This is a genomic window from Pseudomonas umsongensis (genome assembly GCF_002236105.1).
In the GTDB taxonomy this organism is placed as follows: Bacteria; Pseudomonadota; Gammaproteobacteria; order Pseudomonadales; family Pseudomonadaceae; genus Aquipseudomonas; species Aquipseudomonas umsongensis.
In genome coordinates this window covers 293,527-316,235 of record NZ_NIWU01000001.1, presented here as the reverse complement: position 1 = coordinate 316,235, position 22,709 = coordinate 293,527, and the positions used below count along the sequence as shown (strand labels likewise).

Annotated in this window: 22 protein-coding genes; 3 read left to right on the top strand and 19 right to left on the bottom strand. The window is 57.0% G+C overall.

What is annotated here, in order from left to right:
- Positions 1–78: 78 nt before the first annotated feature.
- Both PSUM_RS01480 and PSUM_RS01475 read right to left on the bottom strand, forming a co-directional pair.
- Complete coding sequence (locus PSUM_RS01480) at positions 79–1,464, bottom strand: DEAD/DEAH box helicase (RefSeq protein ID WP_020798184.1); 1,386 nt, start codon at positions 1,462–1,464, stop codon at positions 79–81.
- Entirely contained in the window at positions 1,461–2,042 is a 582-nt protein-coding gene (locus PSUM_RS01475; protein ID WP_020798185.1) for a hypothetical protein, read from the bottom strand. The genes PSUM_RS01480 and PSUM_RS01475 overlap by 4 nt, the downstream gene beginning before the upstream one ends.
- A 111-nt stretch (positions 2,043–2,153) precedes the next feature.
- Here PSUM_RS01475 and PSUM_RS01470 point away from each other — a divergent pair, with 111 nt between their 5' ends.
- Positions 2,154–2,408 (top strand): helix-turn-helix domain-containing protein, encoded by a 255-nt coding sequence (locus PSUM_RS01470; protein WP_020798186.1) that lies wholly within the window; start codon positions 2,154–2,156, stop codon positions 2,406–2,408.
- A gap of 199 nt (positions 2,409–2,607) precedes the next feature.
- Entirely contained in the window at positions 2,608–3,057 is a 450-nt protein-coding gene (locus tag PSUM_RS01465; protein ID WP_020798187.1) for an antitoxin Xre/MbcA/ParS toxin-binding domain-containing protein, read from the top strand.
- Between the two features lie 687 nt (positions 3,058–3,744).
- On the opposite strand, the gene PSUM_RS01460 is transcribed toward PSUM_RS01465, so the two are convergent.
- The 17 genes from PSUM_RS01460 to PSUM_RS01380 all read right to left on the bottom strand — a co-directional run bounded on the left by PSUM_RS01460 (position 3,745) and on the right by PSUM_RS01380 (position 20,845).
- Entirely contained in the window at positions 3,745–4,938 is a 1,194-nt protein-coding gene (locus PSUM_RS01460) for an MFS transporter (RefSeq protein WP_033041000.1), read from the bottom strand.
- Entirely contained in the window at positions 4,938–5,678 is a 741-nt protein-coding gene (locus PSUM_RS01455) for an alpha/beta fold hydrolase (protein ID WP_083348836.1), read from the bottom strand. The genes PSUM_RS01460 and PSUM_RS01455 overlap by 1 nt, the downstream gene beginning before the upstream one ends.
- Before the next feature lie 42 nt (positions 5,679–5,720).
- Positions 5,721–6,578, bottom strand: coding sequence for a cache domain-containing protein (locus PSUM_RS01450; RefSeq protein ID WP_083348835.1), 858 nt, complete (start codon positions 6,576–6,578; stop codon positions 5,721–5,723).
- Entirely contained in the window at positions 6,575–7,456 is an 882-nt protein-coding gene (panC, locus tag PSUM_RS01445) for a pantoate--beta-alanine ligase (protein ID WP_020798191.1), read from the bottom strand. Before panC ends, PSUM_RS01450 begins: the two co-directional genes overlap by 4 nt.
- A 4-nt stretch (positions 7,457–7,460) precedes the next feature.
- Entirely contained in the window at positions 7,461–8,012 is a 552-nt protein-coding gene (locus tag PSUM_RS01440; RefSeq protein WP_020798192.1) for a glutathione peroxidase, read from the bottom strand.
- A 24-nt stretch (positions 8,013–8,036) separates the two neighbouring features.
- A complete protein-coding gene (locus tag PSUM_RS01435; protein ID WP_033040994.1) occupies positions 8,037–9,161 on the bottom strand; it encodes an acyl-CoA dehydrogenase family protein in 1,125 nt (374 codons plus the stop codon).
- A gap of 42 nt (positions 9,162–9,203) precedes the next feature.
- Positions 9,204–10,004 carry a crotonase/enoyl-CoA hydratase family protein gene (locus PSUM_RS01430; RefSeq protein WP_020798194.1) on the bottom strand — a complete coding sequence of 267 codons (801 nt, stop codon included), beginning with the start codon at positions 10,002–10,004 and terminating at the stop codon, positions 9,204–9,206.
- The gene (locus PSUM_RS01425; protein ID WP_020798195.1) at positions 10,001–11,074 is read right to left on the bottom strand and encodes an acyl-CoA dehydrogenase family protein; all 1,074 of its coding nucleotides are present in this window, start codon (positions 11,072–11,074) and stop codon (positions 10,001–10,003) included. The genes PSUM_RS01430 and PSUM_RS01425 overlap by 4 nt, the downstream gene beginning before the upstream one ends.
- Positions 11,074–12,222 (bottom strand): acyl-CoA dehydrogenase family protein, encoded by a 1,149-nt coding sequence (locus PSUM_RS01420; RefSeq protein ID WP_020798196.1) that lies wholly within the window; start codon positions 12,220–12,222, stop codon positions 11,074–11,076. The genes PSUM_RS01425 and PSUM_RS01420 overlap by 1 nt, the downstream gene beginning before the upstream one ends.
- A gap of 111 nt (positions 12,223–12,333) precedes the next feature.
- Entirely contained in the window at positions 12,334–13,641 is a 1,308-nt protein-coding gene (locus tag PSUM_RS01415) for an amidohydrolase family protein (RefSeq protein ID WP_020798197.1), read from the bottom strand.
- A gap of 201 nt (positions 13,642–13,842) precedes the next feature.
- Entirely contained in the window at positions 13,843–15,120 is a 1,278-nt protein-coding gene (locus tag PSUM_RS01410; protein ID WP_020798198.1) for a cytochrome P450, read from the bottom strand.
- Positions 15,121–15,259: 139 nt separating this feature from the next.
- Positions 15,260–15,763, bottom strand: coding sequence for a carboxymuconolactone decarboxylase family protein (locus PSUM_RS01405; protein ID WP_020798199.1), 504 nt, complete (start codon positions 15,761–15,763; stop codon positions 15,260–15,262).
- A gap of 1 nt (position 15,764) precedes the next feature.
- Positions 15,765–16,940: a thiolase family protein gene (locus PSUM_RS01400; protein ID WP_020798200.1), complete on the bottom strand. Its 1,176-nt coding sequence runs from the start codon at positions 16,938–16,940 to the stop codon at positions 15,765–15,767.
- Positions 16,937–17,839, bottom strand: coding sequence for a 3-hydroxyacyl-CoA dehydrogenase (locus PSUM_RS01395; protein ID WP_020798201.1), 903 nt, complete (start codon positions 17,837–17,839; stop codon positions 16,937–16,939). Before PSUM_RS01395 ends, PSUM_RS01400 begins: the two co-directional genes overlap by 4 nt.
- 13 nt (positions 17,840–17,852) lie before the next feature.
- Positions 17,853–18,704: a fumarylacetoacetate hydrolase family protein gene (locus PSUM_RS01390; protein WP_020798202.1), complete on the bottom strand. Its 852-nt coding sequence runs from the start codon at positions 18,702–18,704 to the stop codon at positions 17,853–17,855.
- Positions 18,704–19,768 carry an amidohydrolase family protein gene (locus PSUM_RS01385; RefSeq protein ID WP_020798203.1) on the bottom strand — a complete coding sequence of 355 codons (1,065 nt, stop codon included), beginning with the start codon at positions 19,766–19,768 and terminating at the stop codon, positions 18,704–18,706. The genes PSUM_RS01390 and PSUM_RS01385 overlap by 1 nt, the downstream gene beginning before the upstream one ends.
- Positions 19,769–20,113: 345 nt before the next feature.
- Positions 20,114–20,845, bottom strand: coding sequence for a TetR/AcrR family transcriptional regulator (locus PSUM_RS01380; protein ID WP_083348834.1), 732 nt, complete (start codon positions 20,843–20,845; stop codon positions 20,114–20,116).
- A gap of 183 nt (positions 20,846–21,028) precedes the next feature.
- On the opposite strand from PSUM_RS01380, the gene PSUM_RS01375 reads away from it, so the two are divergent.
- The gene (locus tag PSUM_RS01375; protein ID WP_020798205.1) at positions 21,029–22,660 is read left to right on the top strand and encodes an ATP-dependent acyl-CoA ligase; all 1,632 of its coding nucleotides are present in this window, start codon (positions 21,029–21,031) and stop codon (positions 22,658–22,660) included.
- The last annotated feature ends 49 nt before the right edge of the window (positions 22,661–22,709 follow it).

The window sequence follows — 22,709 nt, the reverse complement described above, 5'->3', positions numbered from 1 at the left end:
CACAAGTTCCAACATAGGTGGACCCCCAGGCCACGCTGAACCAGCACTGATATGGTCTCTTAATGGACAAAATACACATCAGAAAACGGCCAACAGTTGCTGGCGATAATTCTTCGAAAAGCTTATTTGATAAGTCGATGTAGGGGACAAATCGACCTCCGATAGAAATTTCTGCGCTGTAGCAGTAGGCGTAGAGCTGCCTGGGTCTCCACTGAGAGTGTTCACGGAACAATCCAACTCACCTTCGATTGCACAAGCCTGGGGTGCAGGCGCACCTAAAGCGCACACAACAGCCAGATCTTCCGGCAAATCATCTGCGATACGCTGAGAGAATCGCTTCAGTGTCGGCTCCGCCAGGACGAATAACCAAGCTTGATCATCAATCTCGCCCATACGTCGAAGGATTCTTCCCAGCACCTGACGATAATGCAGTTCAGTACGGATTCGACTGAGGTAGCAGCAAACTTGAAGCCGAGGAATATCGGTCCCCTCACTGATCATTCCCACTGCAACAATCCAACGGCAGTCGCTATTTTTGAACCCATTGATTACCTGTTGCGCATCCGGGGTTCTGGTTGTCACGACTTGGAAGCTTTCGCCCTTGTCCTTCAGCGCCATGGCGACTTGTTGAGCATGCTTGATATTCGTGGCAACTACCAAGCCCGCGGCATTCGGTTTAAGCATCCGCACTTCATCAAGTTTCTTGCTCCCCAGGTCAAGCAACTGGAGAAGCGCGTCCTTATGACAAATCAGATCCTCGTATGAGACCGGAGACTCACGCAGCAGCTTAGCGATGCTGGGAAAAAGCTTGATCGTACTCTCGTTTGCAGAATCTTCTTTGAGCCTCAGCATCTGGTTATCTAACAGAACAATGCGAGGTGACCGACAAACCCCGTCGGAAATGGCGTCTTTAAGGCCGTAGCGATAGTCGCAAATCAATCGGCCTTCCGGGTTGGAGTAACGAGCCAGAGCAATGCCTCTGTCATCGGAGCGCCAGGGTGTACCCGATAGAGCCAAGGTAAAAGCGGCACGGTCCTGCATCTTCAAAAGAATTTGTTGTCCCCAGGCATTGCTTAAAAGCGGATCGTGTCCTGAGCAGTGATGGATTTCGTCGAATATTGCAAACACGCGATAGTCATCGAAAAGCCTCCAGAAAGCCTCATCCTGGTGCTCCATGGCTTGATAGGTACTTGCGGTTCCAATGGCACCGATCAGTCCATCCAAACGCCTCCCCAATACTGTAGAGAACGTAGTGCGAAAGCCTTCGACGACTTGGCACGAGGGAGCAAAACACAGCACGAGATCGATCTTGCCCTGCTCCAACAAACGCCGAGCAAGCTCTGCGGCCATCCGAGTCTTCCCCGCCCCCGGGGTGGCTTGACAGAAGAAGTGCGGCGTTGAGGTGTAGTGTTCCAACGCGATCTCAATGCATTGACTCTGCCATTTTCTCGGCAATGCTTTCATCGTGCGGACGTGACTGTCTTGAGCGTCTTTTCGACCGCCCGGAGATGCCCTAGAAGACGAGAGCTTCGGTCTCGAGCCTCCAAATACTCGCCTTCGACTTGGTCTTTCAGATGCGGCATTTCCTCGAGCAGCTGCTTATACCGCTCCGCCTCTCCCATCGAAGAAAGGAAGTCGAGGCGAATTTCTTTGAGTATGGACTCCAAGTGCTCGATCACATCTGGGCCTGACTGCTCTGGGTCCATGCTTTGTAAGGGCTGATGTAACGGTTTATTTGTCGGCTTAGCACTGCTCTCGTACCCATTATCGACGAGCTCTACCTGCAAGTTCGCCGGAATTCCGTGCCAGTGATAGATCTGACCTCGCTTTTGTCGTTTTTCATCCTGAATGACCCATCCACTACGCAGCATGCGTCGGATCTGCTCATAGACATATCGACGCAAGTCGCTGCTGTTAAAAGTCATACCCGTCAGGTGAGTAGCGTACGCGTCACGCAGCTCCTGGGTCGTAAATTGGCGTAGATGCTCCTGCTGAAACAGGTCGTAAAGCCGCCTGTCGAGGATAAATGAATCGGGTTTCATGCAGGCACCTGGAAGGGAAATTCGCGGAACGATCAAAATGCGGATTATAATCCGTGGTTGATTCATCCGCAAACGCACGATAGTGCCGCCTCAGTGGGAACCGAGGCGGTTATGCATCAGCTTGCAAAGGCATTGGGCGAAAGAATACGGACACAACGGAAGGCCAAAGGATTTTCACAAGATGCCTTGGCGCTTTCCTGCAGTGTCGATCGTAGCTATATGGGGCGTATTGAACGCGGTGAAGTCAACATCACCGTGGAAAAGCTATATCGCATAGCCACCGTATTGGAATGCGAGCCGCAATTTCTCTTGCCTGAGGCGCTGTCTCTCCACGAATTGGCTTCTGATTTGGCGGCAAGCGACTGAGCCAACAAGCATGCGTCGACATGAATTTAGCTATCCCTATCGTTTTTTCCCCGACCGAACGCTCTAGTGATTGGGCGCTTCCCTGCCTCCTCCAGTTCTAAATGAACCATGCGGCAGCGGCCGTTAAAATTTGCGCGCTTTCATGCGATACGGATGTGCCAGATACTAAGTGGCAAAGATCCAACCATGAAGGTGCGCCATGCTTGCCGAAGTGCTGAACGAGAATTCTTATCGTGACTTCCGGGACCGGTTGTCAGATTTTCTCAATGTCCCCATCGACGCTTCAGACTCGGACATCCATGAGATGATCAATGCCGGCTTTTCAGCCGATCGGATCAACATTTTTTGCGAGCAGGGCAAAATCCCCCCGCAACAACGCGACCAGATCATCCCTTACAAGACACTCAGCTCTAGGTTGACGCTCGGGCAGAGACTCACGGTGGATGAGAGTGAGCGCTTATTTCGACATGCCTACATCGCCGCTATGGCAGAAGTACTTTTTGGTAGAAGAGAGAAAGCCAGTTCGTGGCTCTCGAAGCCTAAGGATCATTTTTCCGGGAAAAGTCCAATAGCAATGCTCTCAACCAAACAAGGCACTCACCAGGTTGAGCAATTACTAATACAGGTTGCTGAAGGGTACGCATTTTGATCGCTGGGCACGTCGGTGCAACGCAGAATTGAGAGATTCTTCCTCCAGCTAAACCGACTGGGAACAGACGGCGGCTTCGCCACACCGAAGACCGCCACGATCCGTGCCACCGCAGTGTCAGTGCTCATGTTCATGCGCTCGACATCGAGGTGAATGGAGTCGATGCGGATCTTTGCGTCATTCCACGAACGAATCGGGCACAGTCATCAGGATCGGAGAAAGGCCATTTCACGACTATCATTCCGTCTGCGCAAGGCAACCCGATGCTGACGGACTGCTAGTTCTGAATGTTTGGCCCTAGCTTCACCGACAAGAAAGCAGGCAAGTCACTGAGGTGTCGATCACCGTAAAGCGACAACCAATTTCGCACGAAGTTGGCATTAAAAGCACTCCACTTCAACAATAATAAAGGGCAATTCATGAGCATCGTATGGGATACAGTTCGCCCCTCGTGAGCCCCTCACCGCCCAGTCAACGTCCATCGCGAAAGCTGGACCACTCCAGATGACCTCGTGTCGATTTTCGGAATCGGGAACGGAATGCCGCCGTAACAACCCTCCAGCGGCAAGCGATTACTAGTTGGTCTTGCAAGTGGTCACGTTGGTAACCGTTTTTTGATAGCCGCTGTCGGGTATAGCCGCTGTGCCATGGGGCGGACATCCGTAGCAACAGCACCTCTTATCGCTCCTACCTTTTATTCCTACACAAATAGAGCACCGCAACAAACCCACCCATCGACATCAACGCAGCACAGAGAAATATCGCCGCATAGCCTAGGCCAGAAGCAACCAGGCCCATCACCGGGCCGGCCAGCCCCACTGCGATATCAAAGAATAAAGAAAGTGCACTGAGCGCCGAATTACGGTTGGCCGCCGGAGTGCTGGACAGTGTTTCCACCCCTAATCCCGGATAGACCCATGACACCCCTATCCCGGTCAGCGCACCGCCAGCAATTGCCAGTGCGGGAGATGGCGCCAGCCATATCAGCAGCATTCCCAAGGTCTGTACAAGCAGGCAGCCGCCCACCACCTTGTAGCCCCTGTATCGCTGCAGTATTCCGGGCGACGACAAGCGGGCAACGATAAAACCAGCACCGAACCCACTCAAACAGTAGGCGGCGTTGTCCCACCCGTTGCTGTCGAAGTACAGTGCGACGAATGCCGTCAGGCCGCCAAACCCTACTGAACTGCACACAAGGACCAGGCCATTGGGCATGACCGCGAAAAGAACTCGATAAAATGCCAATCGGGCGCCTGAAATCAAGGGCGCCGGGCGCTTGCCCAGCGCCAAAAGCAGGAACATCAGGCCAAGCAATACGGTGCACAGTCCGACACTGGCAATACCTAACGAATTACGCAGCAGCACGCCCAGCGGCGCTCCGACTGCCGTACCACCATAAGCCGCTATTCCGTTCCACGACATGACCTGTGCTGCCCGAGGCGCACCACATAATCCAATGGCCCAGGTGCAACAAGGCGTGGAGATCATGGCCGTGGACGCCCCCAACACCAGCCTGCCCAGCAGTATGAGCGTCAGGGTCAACCAGGGTTGGGTGTGCAAGATGAGCGCAAGTGCGGTCAGGATGCCGCTCAACATCAAGCCGCTGAGCCCACACACCACCGCGTATTTGGCGCCCAGGCGATCAGCCACGCCACCGGCCAACGGGCGAGCCAGGAGCGTCGCCAGGTACTGCGAGCTGATCACCACGCCGGCAAAAATCGAGGTCAGGCCCAGGTCATTGAGGACATAGCCCGGCAACACCGCAAGTGGCAAGCCACTGCAGACGTACGAGATGAAGTTGAAGCAGATAATGGACAGGATCAACCAGTGGCTGCCGATAGCCTTGCCATTACTACGGCTTAAAACACCGATGTCGCCCATCACCCATGCCGCTCCAGGCCCCATACGACATCCGCAAGCAACTGCGGGTGTGATACGAACAGCTCATGCGCTGTATCGATCTCGACAACCACCTCTGCGTCGGCACGTTGCGCAAACCGCCGCTGCCAGTCGACGGGCAGGATGTTGTCGCGCAGGGTGATGATGTAACTCGCCGCAATGATGCCCGGATATCCCACGCGGCTGATGGCGTCTGTCGCCACACAGAGTGGCGTCGTGTCCTGGCTCGCTTCACTTAACAACCAACCCAGGGTTTGCTCACTCAAATCTTGCCCGAACATCGCCACGGCCAGCGCCTGAGGGGTGGTTTGCGCAGGATCCAGCGGCCAGCCAACATGGTCCGGACTTTCGCCATGCAGCCTGGTGCCAAGCAGCTGCAGAATTGATTGGCCTTCACTGGGCAATGCGCAAGCCAGGTACACCAACTGCGAATACAGTTGGGGAGCGGCCAGTACCATCATCGGCAGCAGGGCTCCCGCGATGGAATGCCCAAGCAGGACGGCCTGGTTCACGCCGAGTGCACGCAGGTCCTCATTAAGCTCCTCGACCACATCATCGAGCCGCAGGGACACAACATCCCGCCCGCGCTTGGTGCCGCACCCTGGCATATCTAGGGTAATCACTCGCTCGAAGCATCCGGGCTGCTGGTTTAATACTTCAATAAAGGGCCCCCAACACCAGGAGCCGTGGTTGCCGCCATGCAGCAATACCAAATCAGTCATGCGCACGCTCCTGAGAGTGGGTACCAGTCGTACCTGTCTTGATCACTTGACTGCATAGCAACCCACGGCGACGACGAACCCGTTTACCCGCTGCAGAAAAGTTCTCTTGTATTCGTTTTGCCCGGTAATCGGGTTACGCCACAGATAAGCGATCTCACCTGTTTCAAGGCCGCTCATCTGTTTGAGGATGTCCTCGCCAATCGGCTTGCCATCGACTGAGCGCAATGACTTGAAGTCGGTGCCGATCAGCCGGGACGAAAAACCGTGAGCGACAAACCGCTTGGTCTTGAGATCCACCACAAAGGCATACAGATCATCCTCGGTGAACTGTTTATCGTGCTGGTTAATGAGCCCGAAGGTGGTTTTCGCGTCGTTGGCAACTTGTCGCGAAATCTGCCCAAGCAGCTGTTGGGCCTGTTCGGGGGAGGACCGTGGCATGTAGTAACCCACGACGATCAACCGATCCTTGACGCGCTGATAGAACACGCGTTTGCGCTCGACCTTGGCGTGTTGCCAGTTCCACCAGCGGTATTCGGCGCTACGCACAATGCCATCGTCAGGCTGTGCAATGGCATGCTCGAATGCCTCCTTGAGATCGACATCCAGGACACTTAACACCGGCTTGCCGACCAGCGAAGCGGAAGGCCCGCCGCTGGCGAGCATCACACCGGAGGTATCGACCACGTAGATGTACAGTTCACCATCGATAAAGGCCCCCTGCCGACTGAACTCGGCCAACGCCGAGTCACCCTTGGCTTTGTACTCGTCAACAGCTTTTACCAACAAGGCATTTGCGCGTTGGGTGTCAGCACTGTAAGCGTCGACCGCTGCTTGCTGAGCAAAGCCGACGAGGGAGAAAAAACACAGGCACAACGCAGCGATCGCTCGATAATGACTCATGGTTGTGCCTCTGGTGAAGTTTCCGATGCCCGAAGGTCCACTGTCAGATTGTCAATGAGCCGTGTTTTGCCAATGCGCGCCGCCACCAGAATCACAAAGTGAGTATCGGTGCTTTTCAGTGGTGTCAGATCCTGGGCATTCCTGATTTCAAAGTATTCCAGCTGAAAACCGGCGTCACTGATACGTTGATGACATTCAATCAACTGGCGCTCAGCCACCCGCCTCTCGAGCTGGATACTCGCCGCCATTTGCTTCAAACAAGCGTAGAGGACGGGGGCTACCGAGCGCTCATGCTCGGTCAGATAGTCGTTGCGCGAGGATAATGCCAAGCCGTCCGAGGCTCGGATCGTCGGTGCACCGACAACGTCAGTCACCATGTTGAGATCCCTGACCATCGAGCGCACGATTGCCAGCTGCTGATAATCCTTTTCCCCGAAAACCGCCACGTCTGGCTGGGCAATGTTTAGCAGCTTGGCGACGACAGTGGCCATGCCGTCAAAGTGACCAGGGCGTGCCGCACCGCAAAGACCTTCAGAAACGTTCGGCACACTGACGATGGCCTGATTGAGCATTCCATCCGGATAGATCTGTTCGACAGCGGGGGCAAACAGCACATCACACCCGGCATTGACCAGTCTTTCGCGATCAGCGTCGGGCGTGCGGGGATAGTTGGCCAGGTCTTCATTGGCCCCGAACTGGAGTGGATTGACGAAGATGCTGGCGACGACGAAGTCCGCTCGTTGCTTTGCGCAATGAATCAGGGCTATATGACCGTCATGCAAATTGCCCATGGTCGGCACCAGTGCGACTTTCTTGTTCTCACCCCGGGCGCGGGCCACGAGCGCACGCAGCGCGCCAACCGTATCGACTGTCTGCACCGCGTTACGCCTCTTTAGCCAGTTGCGCCTCGATTGCCTCAATCAACCGCGGATCATCCGCTGCAACGTCCGGAGCGAAACGAGCGACGACCGCACCCTGGCGATCGATCAGAAACTTCTCGAAGTTCCAGAGCACGTCCGTCGTGTTGGCGGACTCGATCCCGTAACCCAGCAGACGCTCGCGCATTGGACCTTCGCCTGTGGACTCGGGTTGCGCGGCTGTCAGTTCGGCGTAGAGAGGATGCTGCTCGGTGCCAACAACCGAGATTTTCGAGAACAGGGGAAAGTGAACGCCATAGTTCACTGAGCAGAACTCAGCGATTTCCGCGTCGCTATAGGGCTCCTGTTCCCTGAAATCGTTGGCAGGGAAACCCAGCACTTCCAGCCCTTGTGAATGCTTGCTCTGGTAGAGCTTTTCCAGACCTTCGTATTGCGGGGTCAGGCCACATTTAGAAGCCACGTTGACCACCAGCAGGACTTTGCCCCGATAATCGCCAAGGCGGCTGGCACTGCCATCGATCTGCTTCAGCGAAATATCATAAAGAGAGTTACTCATTTGTCTGCCTCATGCAGGTTGGCTTCAAAGGGTACGGCCGATGATTTCTTTCATGATCTCCGAGGTGCCGCCATAGATACGGGCCACTCGCGCGTCGACCCAGGCGCGGCTGATCTTGTATTCGCTCATGAAGCCGTAGCCGCCATGCAATTGCAGGAACTCGTCGAGCAGCTTGCCCTGCATTTCCGATCCCAGCAGCTTGGCCATCGCTGCGATTTCGGGCGTCAACTCGCCGCGCATCACCTTGGCCAGGCAGTCGTCGACGAACACCCGCAACATAGTGGCTTGGGCCTTGGCTTCGGCAAGCTTGAAGCGGGTGTTCTGGAAGTCGAGAACCGGTTTGCCAAAGACTTTGCGTTCACGGGTGTAGCCGATGGTTTCTTCCAGCAGCGTGTCGATCGATTGGGCGGCACGGATAGCAATGATCAAGCGTTCCCAGGCCAATTGGTGAGTCAGGTATTTGAACCCCATCCCCTCCTCCCCCAATCGATTGCCAACCGGCACCCTTACCTCATCGAAAAACAGCTCGGCAGTGTCCTGCCCTTTCAGACCGATCTTTTCCAGCAGACGACCCTTGGCAAAACCCGCACGACTTTCTTCGACGCAGATCAAGGTCAGCTCTTTGGCAGCAGGATCAATCTTGGTGGCGGTCACCACCAGGCCGGCATTGCCGCCGTTGGTGATGAAGGTCTTCTGGCCGTTGACGATGTAGTCATCACCGTCGCGGCGCGCCGAAGTGCGCATGGATCGCAGGTCGCTGCCGATGCCTGGTTCGCTCATGGCGATCACGCCAATCAACTCACCGCTGACCATGCGCGGCAGCCATTGCTGCTTCTGCTCTTCGCTGCCATAGGCAACGATGTAAGGGGTGACGATTTCCGAGTGAGTGGTAAAACCCACCGCGGTGGCATTGGCTCGCGCCAGTTCTTCGATCATCACCGCAGAATGACCGAAGTCGCCTCCCGGGCCGCCGTATTCTTCGGGCACCGTGGAGCACAGCAAGCCGTTCTCGCCGGCCTTGAGCCAGACTTCCTTGGGCACGATGCCGTTCTTTTCCCACTCATGCAGGTAGGGCACGATTTCGCGATCGACGAAACGGCGGGCCTGATCACGGAACATATTGTGGTCTTCTCGAAATACGCCACGCATCTTGCTTACTCCAGATCGATTCTTGTTGTTGGCAATGAGTAATCAGCGGTCCCGGTATTGCGGCTCGCGCTTATCGACAAAAGCGGCCACCGCTTCCTGATGGTCTTCGGTGTGATGGGCGAGTGCCTGGTATGCGGCAGACAACTCCAGTAGCGAGTCGAGACGCATATGTTGGCCTTCGCGCAGCAGGCGCTTGCACAGCCGCAACGCATGGCCCGGGTTGCTGGCGATCCGCCGCGCCAAGGCTTGCGCTTCCGACTGCAGGGTTTCATGGGTGCAGACCTGCTCTACCAGGCCCCATTCCAGCGCTTTTGCAGCATCGATAGCGTCACCGGTAAACGCCATCAGGCTGGCTTTCGGGATGCCGATGATGCGCGGCAACAGCCAGGCGCCGCCGTCACCCGGAACAATGCCCAGGCGCACAAAACTCTCGGCGAAGATCGCCTTGGGTGCCGCCAGCCGGATGTCGCACATGCACGCCAGATCCAGGCCCGCACCAATCGCTGGGCCGTTGACCGCGGCGATCACCGGGATATCCAACTCGTAGATCGCCAGGGGAATACGTTGAATGCCATCACGGTAGGTGTTGCGCAGCTCATAAGGCGAGCCAGCGAAGATGCCGCCACGCTCATGCATGTCCTTGACGTTGCCACCGGCACAAAAGGCGCTGCCATTACCGGTGAGCACCATGACCCGCACCGTTGGGTCGCGACGTAATTGGGCACAGAGGTCGACAAACTCCTGAATTTGCTCGGGCGTCGTCAACGCGTTGCGGGTTTCGGGATGGTTCATGCGCACAGTGACGACACCGCCATCGCGCTCTATCTGAAGAAACGGGCTCATACCGGATCACTCACAAGTCGGGTTAATGAATGTTGGCCATGACCTGTCAGTAACGGCCAGTACCCTTCGCTTCCACCCTGGCAGACCCGGACGCCCAGGCGTTGGCTCCAAAGGCTGGCCGATCCGAATTCGCTGCGCCACGCCCACAACCGCCGGGTGAGCAAATGCAGGGGATATTCCTCGGTAAAGCCAATGGCACCATGCACCGAATGGGCAAAGCCGGCGCCAACACTGGCCGCTTCTGCCGTGCTGATTTTTGCGGCCGCAATGGTCAACGTGGCGAGTCCACAACGCGATTCCACGAAGGCAGCCTCGGCGGCAATCCCGGCGGCGGCGGCTTGTTCCGCGAATACCGCCAGTTGCTGTTGAATGGCCTGGAACGAGCCGATGGCCTTGCCGAATTGTTTGCGTTCCCCGGCATAGTTGGCAGTCATGTCCAATAGCGCATGCAATGCCCCGGCAGTCTGCGCCGCGCGCAGCATCGCGCCGCCCAATTCCAGGACATTGGCGTCGAACCCGTTGGGCAGCGGCGCTTGCGCCAGTACCTGGGCGCTGTTGAAACCCAGGTCATCACGCGGTTCGCCAGCCACATTCAGACTGAGCGTGAGTTCACTGGCAGCGCTACGCGATAGCAAAACCACATGCGGAACCCCCGTTGAGCTGTTGGCAATCGCGACAACCTCTTCGACATTACGCCCCCAAGGTACCGAATAGGCGGTGCCATTAACGCGCTCGCCATCGAGCACCAGATTGGCATTGGCAGCCATGCTCAGCGCACCAGCCCTCCCCTCCAGGCCTGACTTGCTCAGCAGCCAGTTGGCCAGCAAGGCCTCACCTATTGGGGCCGGAACGGAAAAGCGTCCGGCGGCACGCACCAGCACATACATATCAGACCAACTGGCTTCGGCTCCGCCCAGCGCTTCGCTGACACCCGCCAAAGAGAAGCCCGACTCATCCAGCGCGGCCCATAAATCCGCCGGCCATTCCCCGCCTTCACACCTCATCACATAAGCGGGCGTCGCCAAATCGGCGAACAGGCGTTCAATCGTCGTTTCAAATATCTCGCGCATTATCGCAACCCCAGGCCGCGGGCAATGATGCCGCGCAGAATTTCACGAGTGCCCCCGCGCAGTGAGAACGAGGGCGCCATCTGAGTCAGGTAGGCGAGTACCCGGGCATGTTCGCTGCCGCCGTCTTGCCGTGGCTCGGTTTCCAGCAGCAGCTGGGCAACCTCGGGGATTTCCTGTTCAAAGGCATTGCCGAGGTCTTTCACGCAGGAAGCCGCCCAGGCTGGGTGCTCACCCGCTGCCAGCTGTGCCGTAACCGACAATGACATGTTGCGCAGGGTCAGCAGCTTGGCCGAAAGACGCCCGATTTCTCGCGCCTGTAACGCGTTGGGGGTCTTGCCCAGCGCATCGATCAGGGTTTTCAGCAGCGCCATGCAGCTGAGGAACCGTTCAGGGCCGCTACGCTCGAAGGCCAGTTCGGCGGTCACTTGATCCCAGCCTTTGCCTTCAGTACCGATCAAGGCATCAGCCGGCAACCGCACATTGTCGAAAAACACTTCGTTGAAATGCTCGCCACCGGCCAGGTCTCGAATGGGTCGGATGGTGATGCCGGGCAGGCTCAGGTCGACAATGAATTGCGACATGCCCTCGTGACGGGCCTCCTGTTTTTCACCGGTACGCACCAGGGCAATCATGTACTGCGAATGATGGGCGTTGGTGGTCCAGACCTTCTGGCCATTGACCAGCCAGCTATCGCCCTCACGGACGGCGGTACTCTTGATCGAAGCCAGGTCGGAGCCTGAGTTGGGCTCGCTCATGCCAATGCAGAAGTAGCTTTCACCCCGGCAAATGGCTGGCAGGTAATACTGTTTTTGTTGCTCGGTACCGAAGCGATTGATCAGCGGACCGCTTTGGCGGTCGGCGATCCAGTGGGCCGATACCGGTGCACCGGCAGCCAGCAACTCTTCGATAATCACATATCGGGCAAAGGGCCCCGCCTCGGCGCCACCATAAGCCTTGGGCAAGGCCATGCCGACCCAGCCCCGGGACCCAAGCTTCTTGCTGAACTCGGCGCTGAAGCCCATCCAGGATTGAGCACTCAAGGTCGGCGGGTAATCGGCCAGCGTGTCATGGATGAACGCCCGCACTTCTGCACGAAGCGCTTCAGCCTCGGGGGGGATGTTGCTGTAGGTAAATTGACTGATGGCCATATGCGCTCTCTAACGCTGAACACAGGCGCAATCGCCTCGAACGAAGCGACCACAGAACGGCAACCGCTCCTGCAGTCGCCGATGGCCGGCGACTGCAGGAACAGCGGCAACTTACAACGCGGTTTGCGCGTCAGCCTGGGCGAACATCGCATTGATGTCGCCGGAGGTAACCGGCTTGTTGTCGTGGCGACCATGATCGGCACCACCCAGGCCCAGGGCCGGCTCGATGCTGACGTGGGTAGCCTGGGCCCGCAGCGCGCCGACTGTGCAGTTTTCTCGACCGTGAATGGAGAACGGATCGAAGGAGAATTCACGCATCGCGTTCAAGTGAGTGACCTTGTCGATCATCTCTTTTGGCAGGTGCTGCAACCCTTCCCACGCTGTTTCCGGCGAGTTTGGCCAAGTGCAGTCAGAATGCGGGTAGTCGCTTTCCCAGGTGACCATGTCGGCGTTCAAGTAGTCGAGGTTCTTCAGGCCGAAGTTGTCTTCGATAAAGCAGGTGATGAAGTGCTTGTTGAAGATGTCACTTGGCATCTTCCCGCCGAAGTTGGAGTTGGTCCACGCGTTGTGATGACGGTGGGTGAAGTCCGCGCGCTCCAACAGGTAAGGAATCCAGCCGATGCCGCCTTCGGAAAGCGCCATGCGCAGGTCCGGGAACTTCTTCCACATCGGTGCCCAGATCCAGTCCGCCGCGGAGTTGGCGATGGAAATCGGCATGGAGGTAATCCAGGCGTCGATTGGCGACATATCCGATGCGTGTTGGGCTTTCACACCGGTACCGATATGACAGCAGATAACCACTTTATTGTCGCTGCAGGCCTTCCACAGTGGATCCCAGTAATCGCTATGGATCGACGGGTAACCGTGAATCGCCGGGTTATCCGACAGCGACAGCGCGTGCACGCCCTGTTTCGCCAGACGCGCCACTTCGGCAGCGGCGGCTTTCATGTCCCACCACGGCACGATCATCAGCGGAATGAAGCGGCCAGGCGCTGCGTTGCACCAGTCGTGCAAATGCCAGTCGTTGTAGGCCTGGATGGCTGCCATCGACACATCGCGGTCAGCGTGGACCTGGAAGCGTTGCCCGGCAAAGCCCGGGAAGGTTGGAAAGCACAATGAACCGAGCACGCCGTTGGCGTTCATGTCGTCGACACGGTCCTTGATGTTCCAGGTACCACGGCGCATTTGGTCGTAGCCCAACGGCTCCATGCCGTATTCCTCTTTCGGTCGACCGACCACGGAGTTGAGGCCCATGTAGCCAGTGGCCTGCTCCTCGAAGACCCACACGTCACGATCGCCTTTCTTGACCACATGAGGTTCACGCCCCTTGAAGCGCGCAGGCATGTGGCGAGCAAAAGCATTCGGTGGCTCGATCGCGTGGTCATCGACACTGACGAGAATCAGATCTTCAACTTTCATTGTTTTCCCCTTCGCATTCGGGCTTGTTGTTGTGCCTGAATCATAGTGCACATCTCGACTTAATTAAACACATTTTTTGAATGTGTTCATATTAATTCCGTTGCGCGGGAAAACCCTTGAGGCAGAATGCGTTGAACCGCGGCAGGCGCAAGACCTGTCGCGGTTCAACCAGACGATTTACAAGAGGGTTATGGACGCCGTTCAGTCCCATAACACATGCAGGTAATGCGGACCGCGCAGCTGTGCACCGACGATCTGGGGCCCCGGCTTGTCTGGGTCAAGGCGGATATTGGGCATCAAGTCGAGGATCGCATTCAGTGCGCAATTGATCTCGGTCTTGGCAACGAATTGACCGATACACATGTGTGGGCCGAAGCCGAAGCCAAACGAAGGTTTTGGTTTGCGGTCGATGTCAAATTTATCGGCGTTTTCGAACGCGTCTTCATCGCGGTTGGCGGAGGTAACGATACATTGCACCATTGCCCCTTTGGGGATCGGCACACCGCGAATCTCCAGATCCTTGGCGGCCTGGCGCACCTTGAAGGTGGCCACGGGCTCAAAACGCACCGCTTCATCAATGGCCTTGTTTACAAGGCTACGATCATTGCGCACCCGCTCCAGCACATCCGGATTTTGCAAAAGCAATGTCATCAAGGTTCCGAAGGTGCGGGTCGTGGTTTCGCTGGCAGCCGGGAGCAGTGAGCGCACGAAGGTGGTGATCTCATGATCGTCCAGGGAACGTCCCTGGTACTCGACGCCGATCAGCCGGCTGATCAAATCATCCCCCGATGCACCCGCAGCCCGACGCTCCGCCACCACCACTTTCACTACGTCATACAGCGCTTGCGCGGCGTCCATGGCTGCGCCACGGGCGGCGGCGGCCTTCTGCGGGTCGACTTGCGGACCGGCCAGGATTGCCAATGCCCAGGCGGCGTATTGCTCGATTTGCTCAGGGCGATCCTCAGGAAAGCCGATCAAGGAGTAAATCACCCGGATCGGGAAATACAGGGCGAAGTCCATCAGGTCGGCGCCCTTGTTCGCCACCATCGGCTTGATGTATTCCTCGCGAATCACGCGGTCGATCCTGGTTTCTTTCCAGCGATTGACCGTCTCCGGCATGAATACCGGTTGCAGCAGATTACGCATGCTCTTGTGAGCATCACCATCCATTGCCGTGAGGATCAGGCCATCGAAAAACGCCCCCAGCCCTTCGGCGATAAAACCACTGGTAAAAGTACCGGCGTCACGCATGACGGCCATGACATCGTCGTATTTGAACAGGGTAAAGGTTGGTCGATTGGCATCCAGGCCGGCAATCGATGGCACGCCCAGACGGGCCATGAAGTTGTCCTGGAGCACAGGCGAATTGGCGCGCATCTCGCTGTAGGTCGCGTGAAGATCGATATCACTGGTGCCGCGATAATTGCTAGCGACGTCGGTAAATACCTTGGTCAGGTCGCTCTGTACCGGTGTGGACATGATCGTCTCCGTTGTTATTGTCATTATTTTTTGAGTCAGCCTGCAGAAGGCTATACCTTTCGGCTAATAATAGGCCTGAGCAGGACAGTATTAGACACTTCTCAATAATTCGATCAACTATTTTAGATGAGCGACCTGCTCAGTAGGCCTGCTGCACCAATGTCATGCGGCCACCCGCCAACATCAGCGCGCAGTACATTCCAAGCTCTACCACTTGGGCGGTGGAGAAAAACGCGCCCAGTTGAGTAAATTGCTCGTCATCGATGCTCAGGTAATCGCTGGCAAACAACTCGGCGTAGCGCAGCGCTGCACGCTCGGCTGGCGTGAAGTACTCGCTGTCCGTCGCCATGCATGCAATATCCTCATCCGTCACACGGTCGGATTTGCGCGCCAGCTGGCAGGCCTTGCAGGTGGTGATGCTGGCAATTTTCAGCCGCACCAGTTCGCGCAAGCGCTCATCCAGCAGACTGTCGCTGTGCAGGCTCTCCATTAAGCCCAGCCAGGCCAACGCCACCTTTGGTCGATGTGCCCAGACCTGCACCGGCGTCGTAGAGCTGAGCATGCGACTGCTCTGACCACGCTCGACCGCGTCTTGCAACGCGGCAGGCATGGCATCCAGGGGAATCAACGGCAAGCGAGCCATCTCAATCGAGCCGTTCGATGATGGTCGCCGTGCCCATGCCACCGGCGCAGCAAATGGCTTGCAACCCATAACGCCCGCCACGGCGCTCGAGCTCATTTAACATCGTGGTCATTAAGCGAGCGCCGCTGGCCCCCAATGGGTGTCCGAGGGCAATGGCGCCACCATTGACGTTCAACTTACTGTGCGGCACACCGGTCTCCTGCATCCAGGCCAGCGGCACGGAGGCAAAAGCTTCGTTGACCTCAAACAGATCAATGTCATTGATACTCAGTCCTGCCTTGGCAAGTACCTTTTGAGTAGCGGCAATCGGGCCGGTGAGCATCAATGTCGGGTCAGAGCCGACTGTGGTGAAGGCCACGACACGCGCTCGTGCTTTGAGGCCGAGCTTTTTCGCTGTGTCGGCACTCATCAGCAGCAACGCTGCCGCACCGTCGGAGATCTGCGACGAGTTACCAGCGGTGATGCGCCCGGTGTCCGGACGAAAACTGGTTTTAAGTGTCGACAGTTTTTCCCGCGACGTATCACGACGAATGGTTTCATCTTGACGCAACACACCAGCGGGTTCCGACAGCTCTTTTTCGCGGAGTTCTTCAACCACCACCGGTATGGTTTCATTATCGAAATAACCGGCATCGCAGGCAGTCGCTGCACGCTGGTGACTGGCGAAAGCGAAATCGTCCAGCGCATCGCGGCTGAGCGCCCACTTGTCAGCCATACGCTCGGCCGCCTCCCCCTGACTGGTCAGCTCATAACGTTGCGCCGCCATCCAGCCAAACGCCGCGCCGTGGATCTCACGGTTACTGCCCATGGGCACGCGACTCATGTTTTCCGCGCCACCGGCCACCACAATATCGGCGGCACCCGCCGCGATGGCGCCAACGGCCATATGCACAGCCACTTCACCCGAACCGCATTTACGGTCGATAGTCAGCCCCGCAACGGTGACCGGCCAGCCAGCGCCGAGTAACGCCGTGCGGGCAATATTGGCGGACTGTTCGCCAATTTGCGTGACATTGCCGAAGATCACGTCATCGACCAACGTCGGCGAGACATCGACCCGCTCCAGCAAACGGCTGATCACCAACGACCCAAGGTGATCAGCGCGTACGCCGGCAAGGCTGCCGCGGAACTTGCCGATGGGCGTACGTACCGCATCAACAATGACGATGTCTTTCATAGCGCACTCGCCTTGAGCCCCGAGCCCGGTACTTGCTTACCCTCTTCATAGCGGTAAACCCCGTGTCCTGACTTGCGCCCCAGTCGTCCGGCGGCGACCATTTTGATGATCAGCGGGCAAGGTCGAAATTTTTCGCCCAAGGTCTGGTGCAAATAACGCAGTACCGACAGCCGCGTGTCCCAGCCGGTCAAGTCTCCCAATTCCAATGGACCCATCGGGTGGTTGAAGCCCAGGCGCAGCGCCGTGTCGATGTCCTCGGCGGTTGCGGTGCCTTCCTGCAGCATCCACATCGCCTCGTTGCCCAGCAGCGCAGACATGCGACTGGTGGTCAGTCCTGGCGACTCATTGACCACGATCGAGGTTTTACTGATCTGCTCGCACAGGGTGCGAGTGCGCGCCACCACTTCATCGCTGGTGGCCAAACCACGCACCAACTCCACCAGTTTCATTTTGTGCACGGGGTTGAAGAAGTGCATGCCGATCACGCGATCGGCACAGTCCACCGACGCCGCAATCTCGGTCACGCTGAGGGCCGACGTATTGGTGGCAATAATGGCATCCGCCGCCAGCAGCGGCGCCGCCTGGCCAATCACCGCCTTCTTCACCGCCAACTGTTCGGAGACCGTCTCCACCAGCCAGTTGGCCCCCATCGCAGCTTCGCTCAAGTCGCTACACGTCAGCAGATTGGCCAGCGATTGCTGCGCTTGTTCTTCGCTGACCTTGCCCAGACGCACGCCATCGGCAAGGATCTTTTCGATGCTTGCCCGGGCGTTCGTCAACGAGACGGCATTGGTATCGACCAACAGCGTATTGAAACCTGCGCTTGCGAACGCATGGGCAATACCGGTGCCCATCAGACCGGCACCCACCACGACTACTTTTTCTTTATTGGCGTTCATGTTTGGCTCTCGATTAGGCGCGGTTCTTTTTACTGACCACATTGCGCAACGTGCCAATGCCTTCGACGCTGGCTTCGACCACATCGCCTTCCTTGAGGAACAGGCCGGTGCCCATCCCCACTCCCGCCGGCGAGCCAGTGAACAGCACGTCGCCACTGGCAAAACTCGAACGCTGCTGCACGAAGCGAATCAGCTGGCCAACATCCCAGGTCATTTCACCGGTTGAGCCGTCCTGACGCACTTCACCATTCACTTTCAGGGTCAGGCGCAAGTGTGGTGAGCCCTCGGGAAACTCATCCTTGGTCACGATCCAGGGCCCAAGACCGGTGGTCTGGTCCTGGCTTTTGGCGGCGAAAAGGTCCATGCCTATACCTGCCGGCCCACTACGCTGCAGGTCGCGCGCGCTGACGTCATTGCCGACGGTGTAGCCGAGCACGCAAGCCAGTGGGTTTTCCAAGTCGATTTCTTCGGTGCCGATGACGGCCACCAGTTCAACTTCGTGATCGAGCTCTTCAGTTAACGGCGGGAAACGGATCGGGTCATTGGCGCCAATCAGCGCGCCATAGGCCTTGAGAAAAGCCACCGGCTGTACCGGCGCCTGCAATCCGAATTCCACCAGGTGCTTGGCGTAATTGGCACCCGCCACTACCACCCGATTGATCGGTTCAATCGGGGGCAGCAGGCGCACCTTCGACAACGGCAGCGATGGCCCGGCAAAACGCACCGAACTGATACCGCGCCCGGCGGCTACCGCCGGTGCCCAATCCTTGAAATCACCGGAAATGGGTGTCACTTGATCTTGAGCGACATCCACCACGGCCCAAAAAACGCCGGTAGAAAAATACTCACATCGCGCCAGTTTCATCAGCCACCTACCTTGCCCAACTTGGCAGGATCCAGGTGCAGCAAGCGGCATGCGTTTTCATAACGGATCTTGCGCATGTCCGCATCGGACAACTGCAGACCGTGTGTCAGATCGTGGCGCACGGCATCGCTGCCGCCGAAGTTGCTGCCGTACAGCACATGGTCCGCACCGATAATGTCGACCAGAGCCTGGCGCATCGGCACTTCATGCAGCTCTACGTCGAAGTAGAAGTTTTTCATGTACTCGAGCAGTGGCTTCTTGTTGTATTTAACGTCGAGGTTTTCATTGGTCTTGGCCAGGCGACCGAGCTGGTACGGGACATAACCGCCGCCGTGGGTGATGTAGACCTTGAGGTCAGGGAAGCGATCCAGAACGCCGCCGCAAATCAGGTTCCAGAAACAACGGGTTTCGTCGTATTGCATGCCGACGATAGCGGTGGTTTCGTAGCGGTCGCTGTTAGCGTTCTTGCCCCAGGTAACGGACTGGTTATAGCCGTGTACAAAAATCGGCAGATCCAGGTCACAGAGGGTTTTCCACACCACATCAAGTTCCGGCGAATCGAATTCCAGACCGCCGAAGTTGGCACCGCCAGCGACCAGGCCCTTGGCTCCCAGCTCTGTGCAAGCGTGACGTATTTCAGCCGCCGCCGCTTCAGGTGCATTGAGCGGTGCATGAGCCCAGAACATCAGGCGATCAGGGGCTGCGGAGCAGTATTCGGCCAGCGTGTTGTTGACGGTGCGGGCGAATGGCACGGCGAATTCGGCTTCAGTCCAATACATGTAGCAATGGGACGGGACGGAAACCACCTGCAGGTTCTGCCCTGCGGCATCCATACCGGCCAGGCGCACTTTTGGGTCAGCCCAGCGTGAAAAATATTCCTCAAGCTTGGGACCATTACCGGAGCGCACGGCAGCCTTACGCTCTGGCGACCCGAGACCAAGAATCCAATCACCTACACGCAGCTTGATATCGCCGTCGGCGTGTTGCTCGAAGAACGGCCCCCAGTGCGGGTGCTGGTTGTAATAGCCAGGGTGGGGTGCGTGGGCGTGTAGATCGATAAGCATGTCTAGGTACCTCGAAGTTGGCACTTTTTTATTGGTTATTGGCGCAGAGCCTTCACGTGACCAGGATCAAACTGCCGCGAAAGGGGAAGCCAGGGGCTCACTGCTAAGACCAGAGCTTAAATTTAAATTGAGCAGAAATCAAAAATCTGTTCAGTTTATTTTCAAGACGCGTGAAAAAGCCCGAGCCAGAGCCTTCGCCAGATGTCAAAAACACTTCGCAGAGTCAAAAAATGGACGCAGAAAGGAAAAATCGCGGCACGCAGGCGAGAGAAAATTATCAGGCGGAAACGAAAAGCCCCCGAAATACGGGGGCTTTGCCTATAGCGCAAGGGTGTTGGTCGGCAGTTAGCGACGAGTGCGGGAGGTGGAACCCATGATCAAGGCACCGAGCAGTTTTTTCACCCGTACCGGGAACAAACGTCGCCCCGCCGCTTCCGGCACCAGGATTTCACTCAACACGTATCGAATGATCATTTCGCAGATCAGCTCACGGTCAAGACGGACCCCGAGGCGCTCATCCCAATCGTCGAACACGATGCCCAGGCCATCCTGAAAGCGCACGATCGAATCGTGGAAAATCCGCCGAAAGAAGCCCAGTGCGTAGTCAGGTGCAACCACCAGCAACCGCCGGGCTCGACTCTGCTCGAGGTAGTTGTCGAGATAGGCAAACAGCGCGTTGAGGCGTGCTTCCGGGTCGCTGATATGGCCCAGCTCCTGGGACAGCGAACTGTGGAAACTTTCGCGTTTATGCCGGGAAAAGGTGTCGAGCAAGTCTTCCTGGGAGGCGAAATAGCGATAAAAGGTACCGCGCGAAACACCGGCCACCTGGCACACATCCAGGATCGAAATACGATCCGCACCCGACATCAGCACCACTTCTTCAGTGGCTTTAAGAATGTTGGCAATGGTCTCTTCCGAACGGCGGTTCGGCTTGACCTTGGGGCCTGCCACGCCATTGGCGGCGGTACGTCGCTCCACCGGTTTTACCGGAGTCACCCCTGCATCAGGCAGCGATTTTTTTTTCGTTTTGGAGGCTGGCGTCGGCGCTTCTGCTTTCTGGGATGCGGCTTTTGGCATGGATTGACGGGCTCATTGAGAGTAAAGATAGATCAACACTAGCACAGGATCTGTGCATAAATAAGATTTCATGTTCAACTTATTGCTAAAGACATTTCCATATTTTGTATTTAGAATCAAATTCTCTCATCAAAATAAAATCAGGCAAACCAGCAGCTTTAGGCGCCTAAAAGGAGAATATTCATGGGCAGCAGTGGCAATCCAGAAACCTGGGCAGTGGGAGAACGAGACACTGTCATCGAAGCGCTAAGTCGTGCAGTAGCAAGGCATCCAGACAAGATTTTGTTGGATTTCAGTGGTGAGTTATACACTTATGCTCAGGTTGACTCACTATCAACAAAGATGGCCAACGCCCTCGCTACCCTGGGCGTGAAAGCCGGTGAAACCGTGCTGACGATGCTCGATAACAACATCGACGCTGTCACCACCTGGTTGGCCATCAATAAGCTCTGCGCCGTGAGCGTGCCGATCAACACCGCGCTCAAGGGCGAGTTTCTGCGTCACCAGATCGCCGATACCGGCACTGCAGTGGTGATTTGCGAAGCAGCCTACCTGCCACGCATCACACCGCTCGCCGAGCAACTGCAGGACGTCCAGCACATCCTTCACCGAGGCACGGTCGATGCGATCCCCGAATGCCGAATTCGCATTGCGCCACTGGATGAATGGCGCGGCCATGACGCCACTCCACTCGTCAATAAACCGCAACCTTCAGACCTTGCCTGCCTGATTTACACCTCAGGCACCACAGGCCCTTCCAAGGGTTGCATGATCAGCTACAACTTCATGTGCAACCTGGCACGCTTGCAATTGCGTGCCGGTCCAGCCAGTGCCGATGACGTGACCATCACGCCATTGCCGCTGTTCCATATGAATGCGCTATGTGTATCGATCATCGCCAGCATTCTGGTGGGCGCGCGCGCCGCCATTCTCCCGCGCTTCTCCGTTTCCAATTTCTGGCAGGAAGTGGAACGCTCCGGCGCTACCATCGCCTCGATCCTGGGTGGCATGGGCGGTCTCCTCGCCCAGGCGCCGGATAACGAAGCGATGCTGCGTTGTGTCGGGCAGATCCATACCGCTCGAGGCAACCCTTACACCGAAGAAACCAAAAAGATCTGGCGCGAGCGTTTCGGTACCAAGCTGGTGGGCGGCAATGGCTATGGCCTCACCGAAGCCTGCGTTATCACCTCATTGGCTGCCGGCGAGTACGCCGCACCGGGCTCTTCGGGTAAACGCATTGCGGATTTCGATGTACGCATCGTCGACGACCTCGATCAGGAAGTTGCGCCAAACAGCGCCGGCGAAATTGTGGTTCGTCCGCTGCGTCCGGACATCATGTTCCAGGGCTACTGGCGCCGTCCGGAAGACACCCAGAAGCTGATGCGCAACATGTGGTTCCACACTGGTGACATTGGCAAGTTCGATGACGATGGCTTTTTCTACTTCGTCGATCGCAAGAAGGATTATCTGCGCCGCCGAGGCGAAAACATTTCCAGCTTTGAAATGGAAGCAGCCTTTGCTGTTCACCCGGCATTGGCCGAGGTCGCGGTACATGCAGTGCCATCGGATAAAGGCGAGGACGATGTGAAAGTCACAGCGGTGCTGCATGAAGGCGTGACCCTGGATCCGGAGCAGCTGTTCCATTGGGCCACCGAATCGGTGCCTTACTATGCCCTGCCCCGCTATATCGAATTTCGCAGCAGCTTGCCGAAGAACCCCCAGGGTCGGGTGTTGAAATATTTGCTGCGCGATGAAGGAAAAACCGCGACCACTTGGGACTTGGAAACCACATCGATAGTGGTCTCCAAAAAATAATAGTCTCTAGCTGGCTGCAGTTGGCCATCCAACATAGAAAAGCCCGCTT

Bases quoted from the DNA above. Each gene is read 5' to 3' on its own strand.
- PSUM_RS01410 (WP_020798198.1), bottom strand. From the start codon at position 15,120: ATGTCCACACCGGTACAGAGCGACCTGACCAAGGTATTTACCGACGTC.
- PSUM_RS01420 (WP_020798196.1), bottom strand. From the start codon at position 12,222: ATGGCCATCAGTCAATTTACCTACAGCAACATCCCCCCCGAGGCTGAA.
- PSUM_RS01435 (WP_033040994.1), bottom strand. From the start codon at position 9,161: ATGCGTGGCGTATTTCGAGAAGACCACAATATGTTCCGTGATCAGGCC.
- PSUM_RS01395 (WP_020798201.1), bottom strand. From the start codon at position 17,839: ATGAACGCCAATAAAGAAAAAGTAGTCGTGGTGGGTGCCGGTCTGATG.
- PSUM_RS01440 (WP_020798192.1), bottom strand. From the start codon at position 8,012: ATGAGTAACTCTCTTTATGATATTTCGCTGAAGCAGATCGATGGCAGT.
- PSUM_RS01450 (WP_083348835.1), bottom strand. From the start codon at position 6,578: ATGAGTCATTATCGAGCGATCGCTGCGTTGTGCCTGTGTTTTTTCTCC.
- PSUM_RS01455 (WP_083348836.1), bottom strand. From the start codon at position 5,678: ATGACTGATTTGGTATTGCTGCATGGCGGCAACCACGGCTCCTGGTGT.
- PSUM_RS01375 (WP_020798205.1), top strand. From the start codon at position 21,029: ATGGGCAGCAGTGGCAATCCAGAAACCTGGGCAGTGGGAGAACGAGAC.
- PSUM_RS01430 (WP_020798194.1), bottom strand. From the start codon at position 10,004: ATGAGCCCGTTTCTTCAGATAGAGCGCGATGGCGGTGTCGTCACTGTG.
- PSUM_RS01460 (WP_033041000.1), bottom strand. From the start codon at position 4,938: ATGGGCGACATCGGTGTTTTAAGCCGTAGTAATGGCAAGGCTATCGGC.
- PSUM_RS01465 (WP_020798187.1), top strand. From the start codon at position 2,608: ATGCTTGCCGAAGTGCTGAACGAGAATTCTTATCGTGACTTCCGGGAC.
- PSUM_RS01405 (WP_020798199.1), bottom strand. From the start codon at position 15,763: ATGGCTCGCTTGCCGTTGATTCCCCTGGATGCCATGCCTGCCGCGTTG.
- PSUM_RS01470 (WP_020798186.1), top strand. From the start codon at position 2,154: ATGCATCAGCTTGCAAAGGCATTGGGCGAAAGAATACGGACACAACGG.
- PSUM_RS01390 (WP_020798202.1), bottom strand. From the start codon at position 18,704: ATGAAACTGGCGCGATGTGAGTATTTTTCTACCGGCGTTTTTTGGGCC.
- PSUM_RS01380 (WP_083348834.1), bottom strand. From the start codon at position 20,845: ATGCCAAAAGCCGCATCCCAGAAAGCAGAAGCGCCGACGCCAGCCTCC.
- PSUM_RS01475 (WP_020798185.1), bottom strand. From the start codon at position 2,042: ATGAAACCCGATTCATTTATCCTCGACAGGCGGCTTTACGACCTGTTT.
- PSUM_RS01385 (WP_020798203.1), bottom strand. From the start codon at position 19,768: ATGCTTATCGATCTACACGCCCACGCACCCCACCCTGGCTATTACAAC.
- PSUM_RS01400 (WP_020798200.1), bottom strand. From the start codon at position 16,940: ATGAAAGACATCGTCATTGTTGATGCGGTACGTACGCCCATCGGCAAG.
- PSUM_RS01425 (WP_020798195.1), bottom strand. From the start codon at position 11,074: ATGCGCGAGATATTTGAAACGACGATTGAACGCCTGTTCGCCGATTTG.
- PSUM_RS01415 (WP_020798197.1), bottom strand. From the start codon at position 13,641: ATGAAAGTTGAAGATCTGATTCTCGTCAGTGTCGATGACCACGCGATC.
- PSUM_RS01480 (WP_020798184.1), bottom strand. From the start codon at position 1,464: ATGAAAGCATTGCCGAGAAAATGGCAGAGTCAATGCATTGAGATCGCG.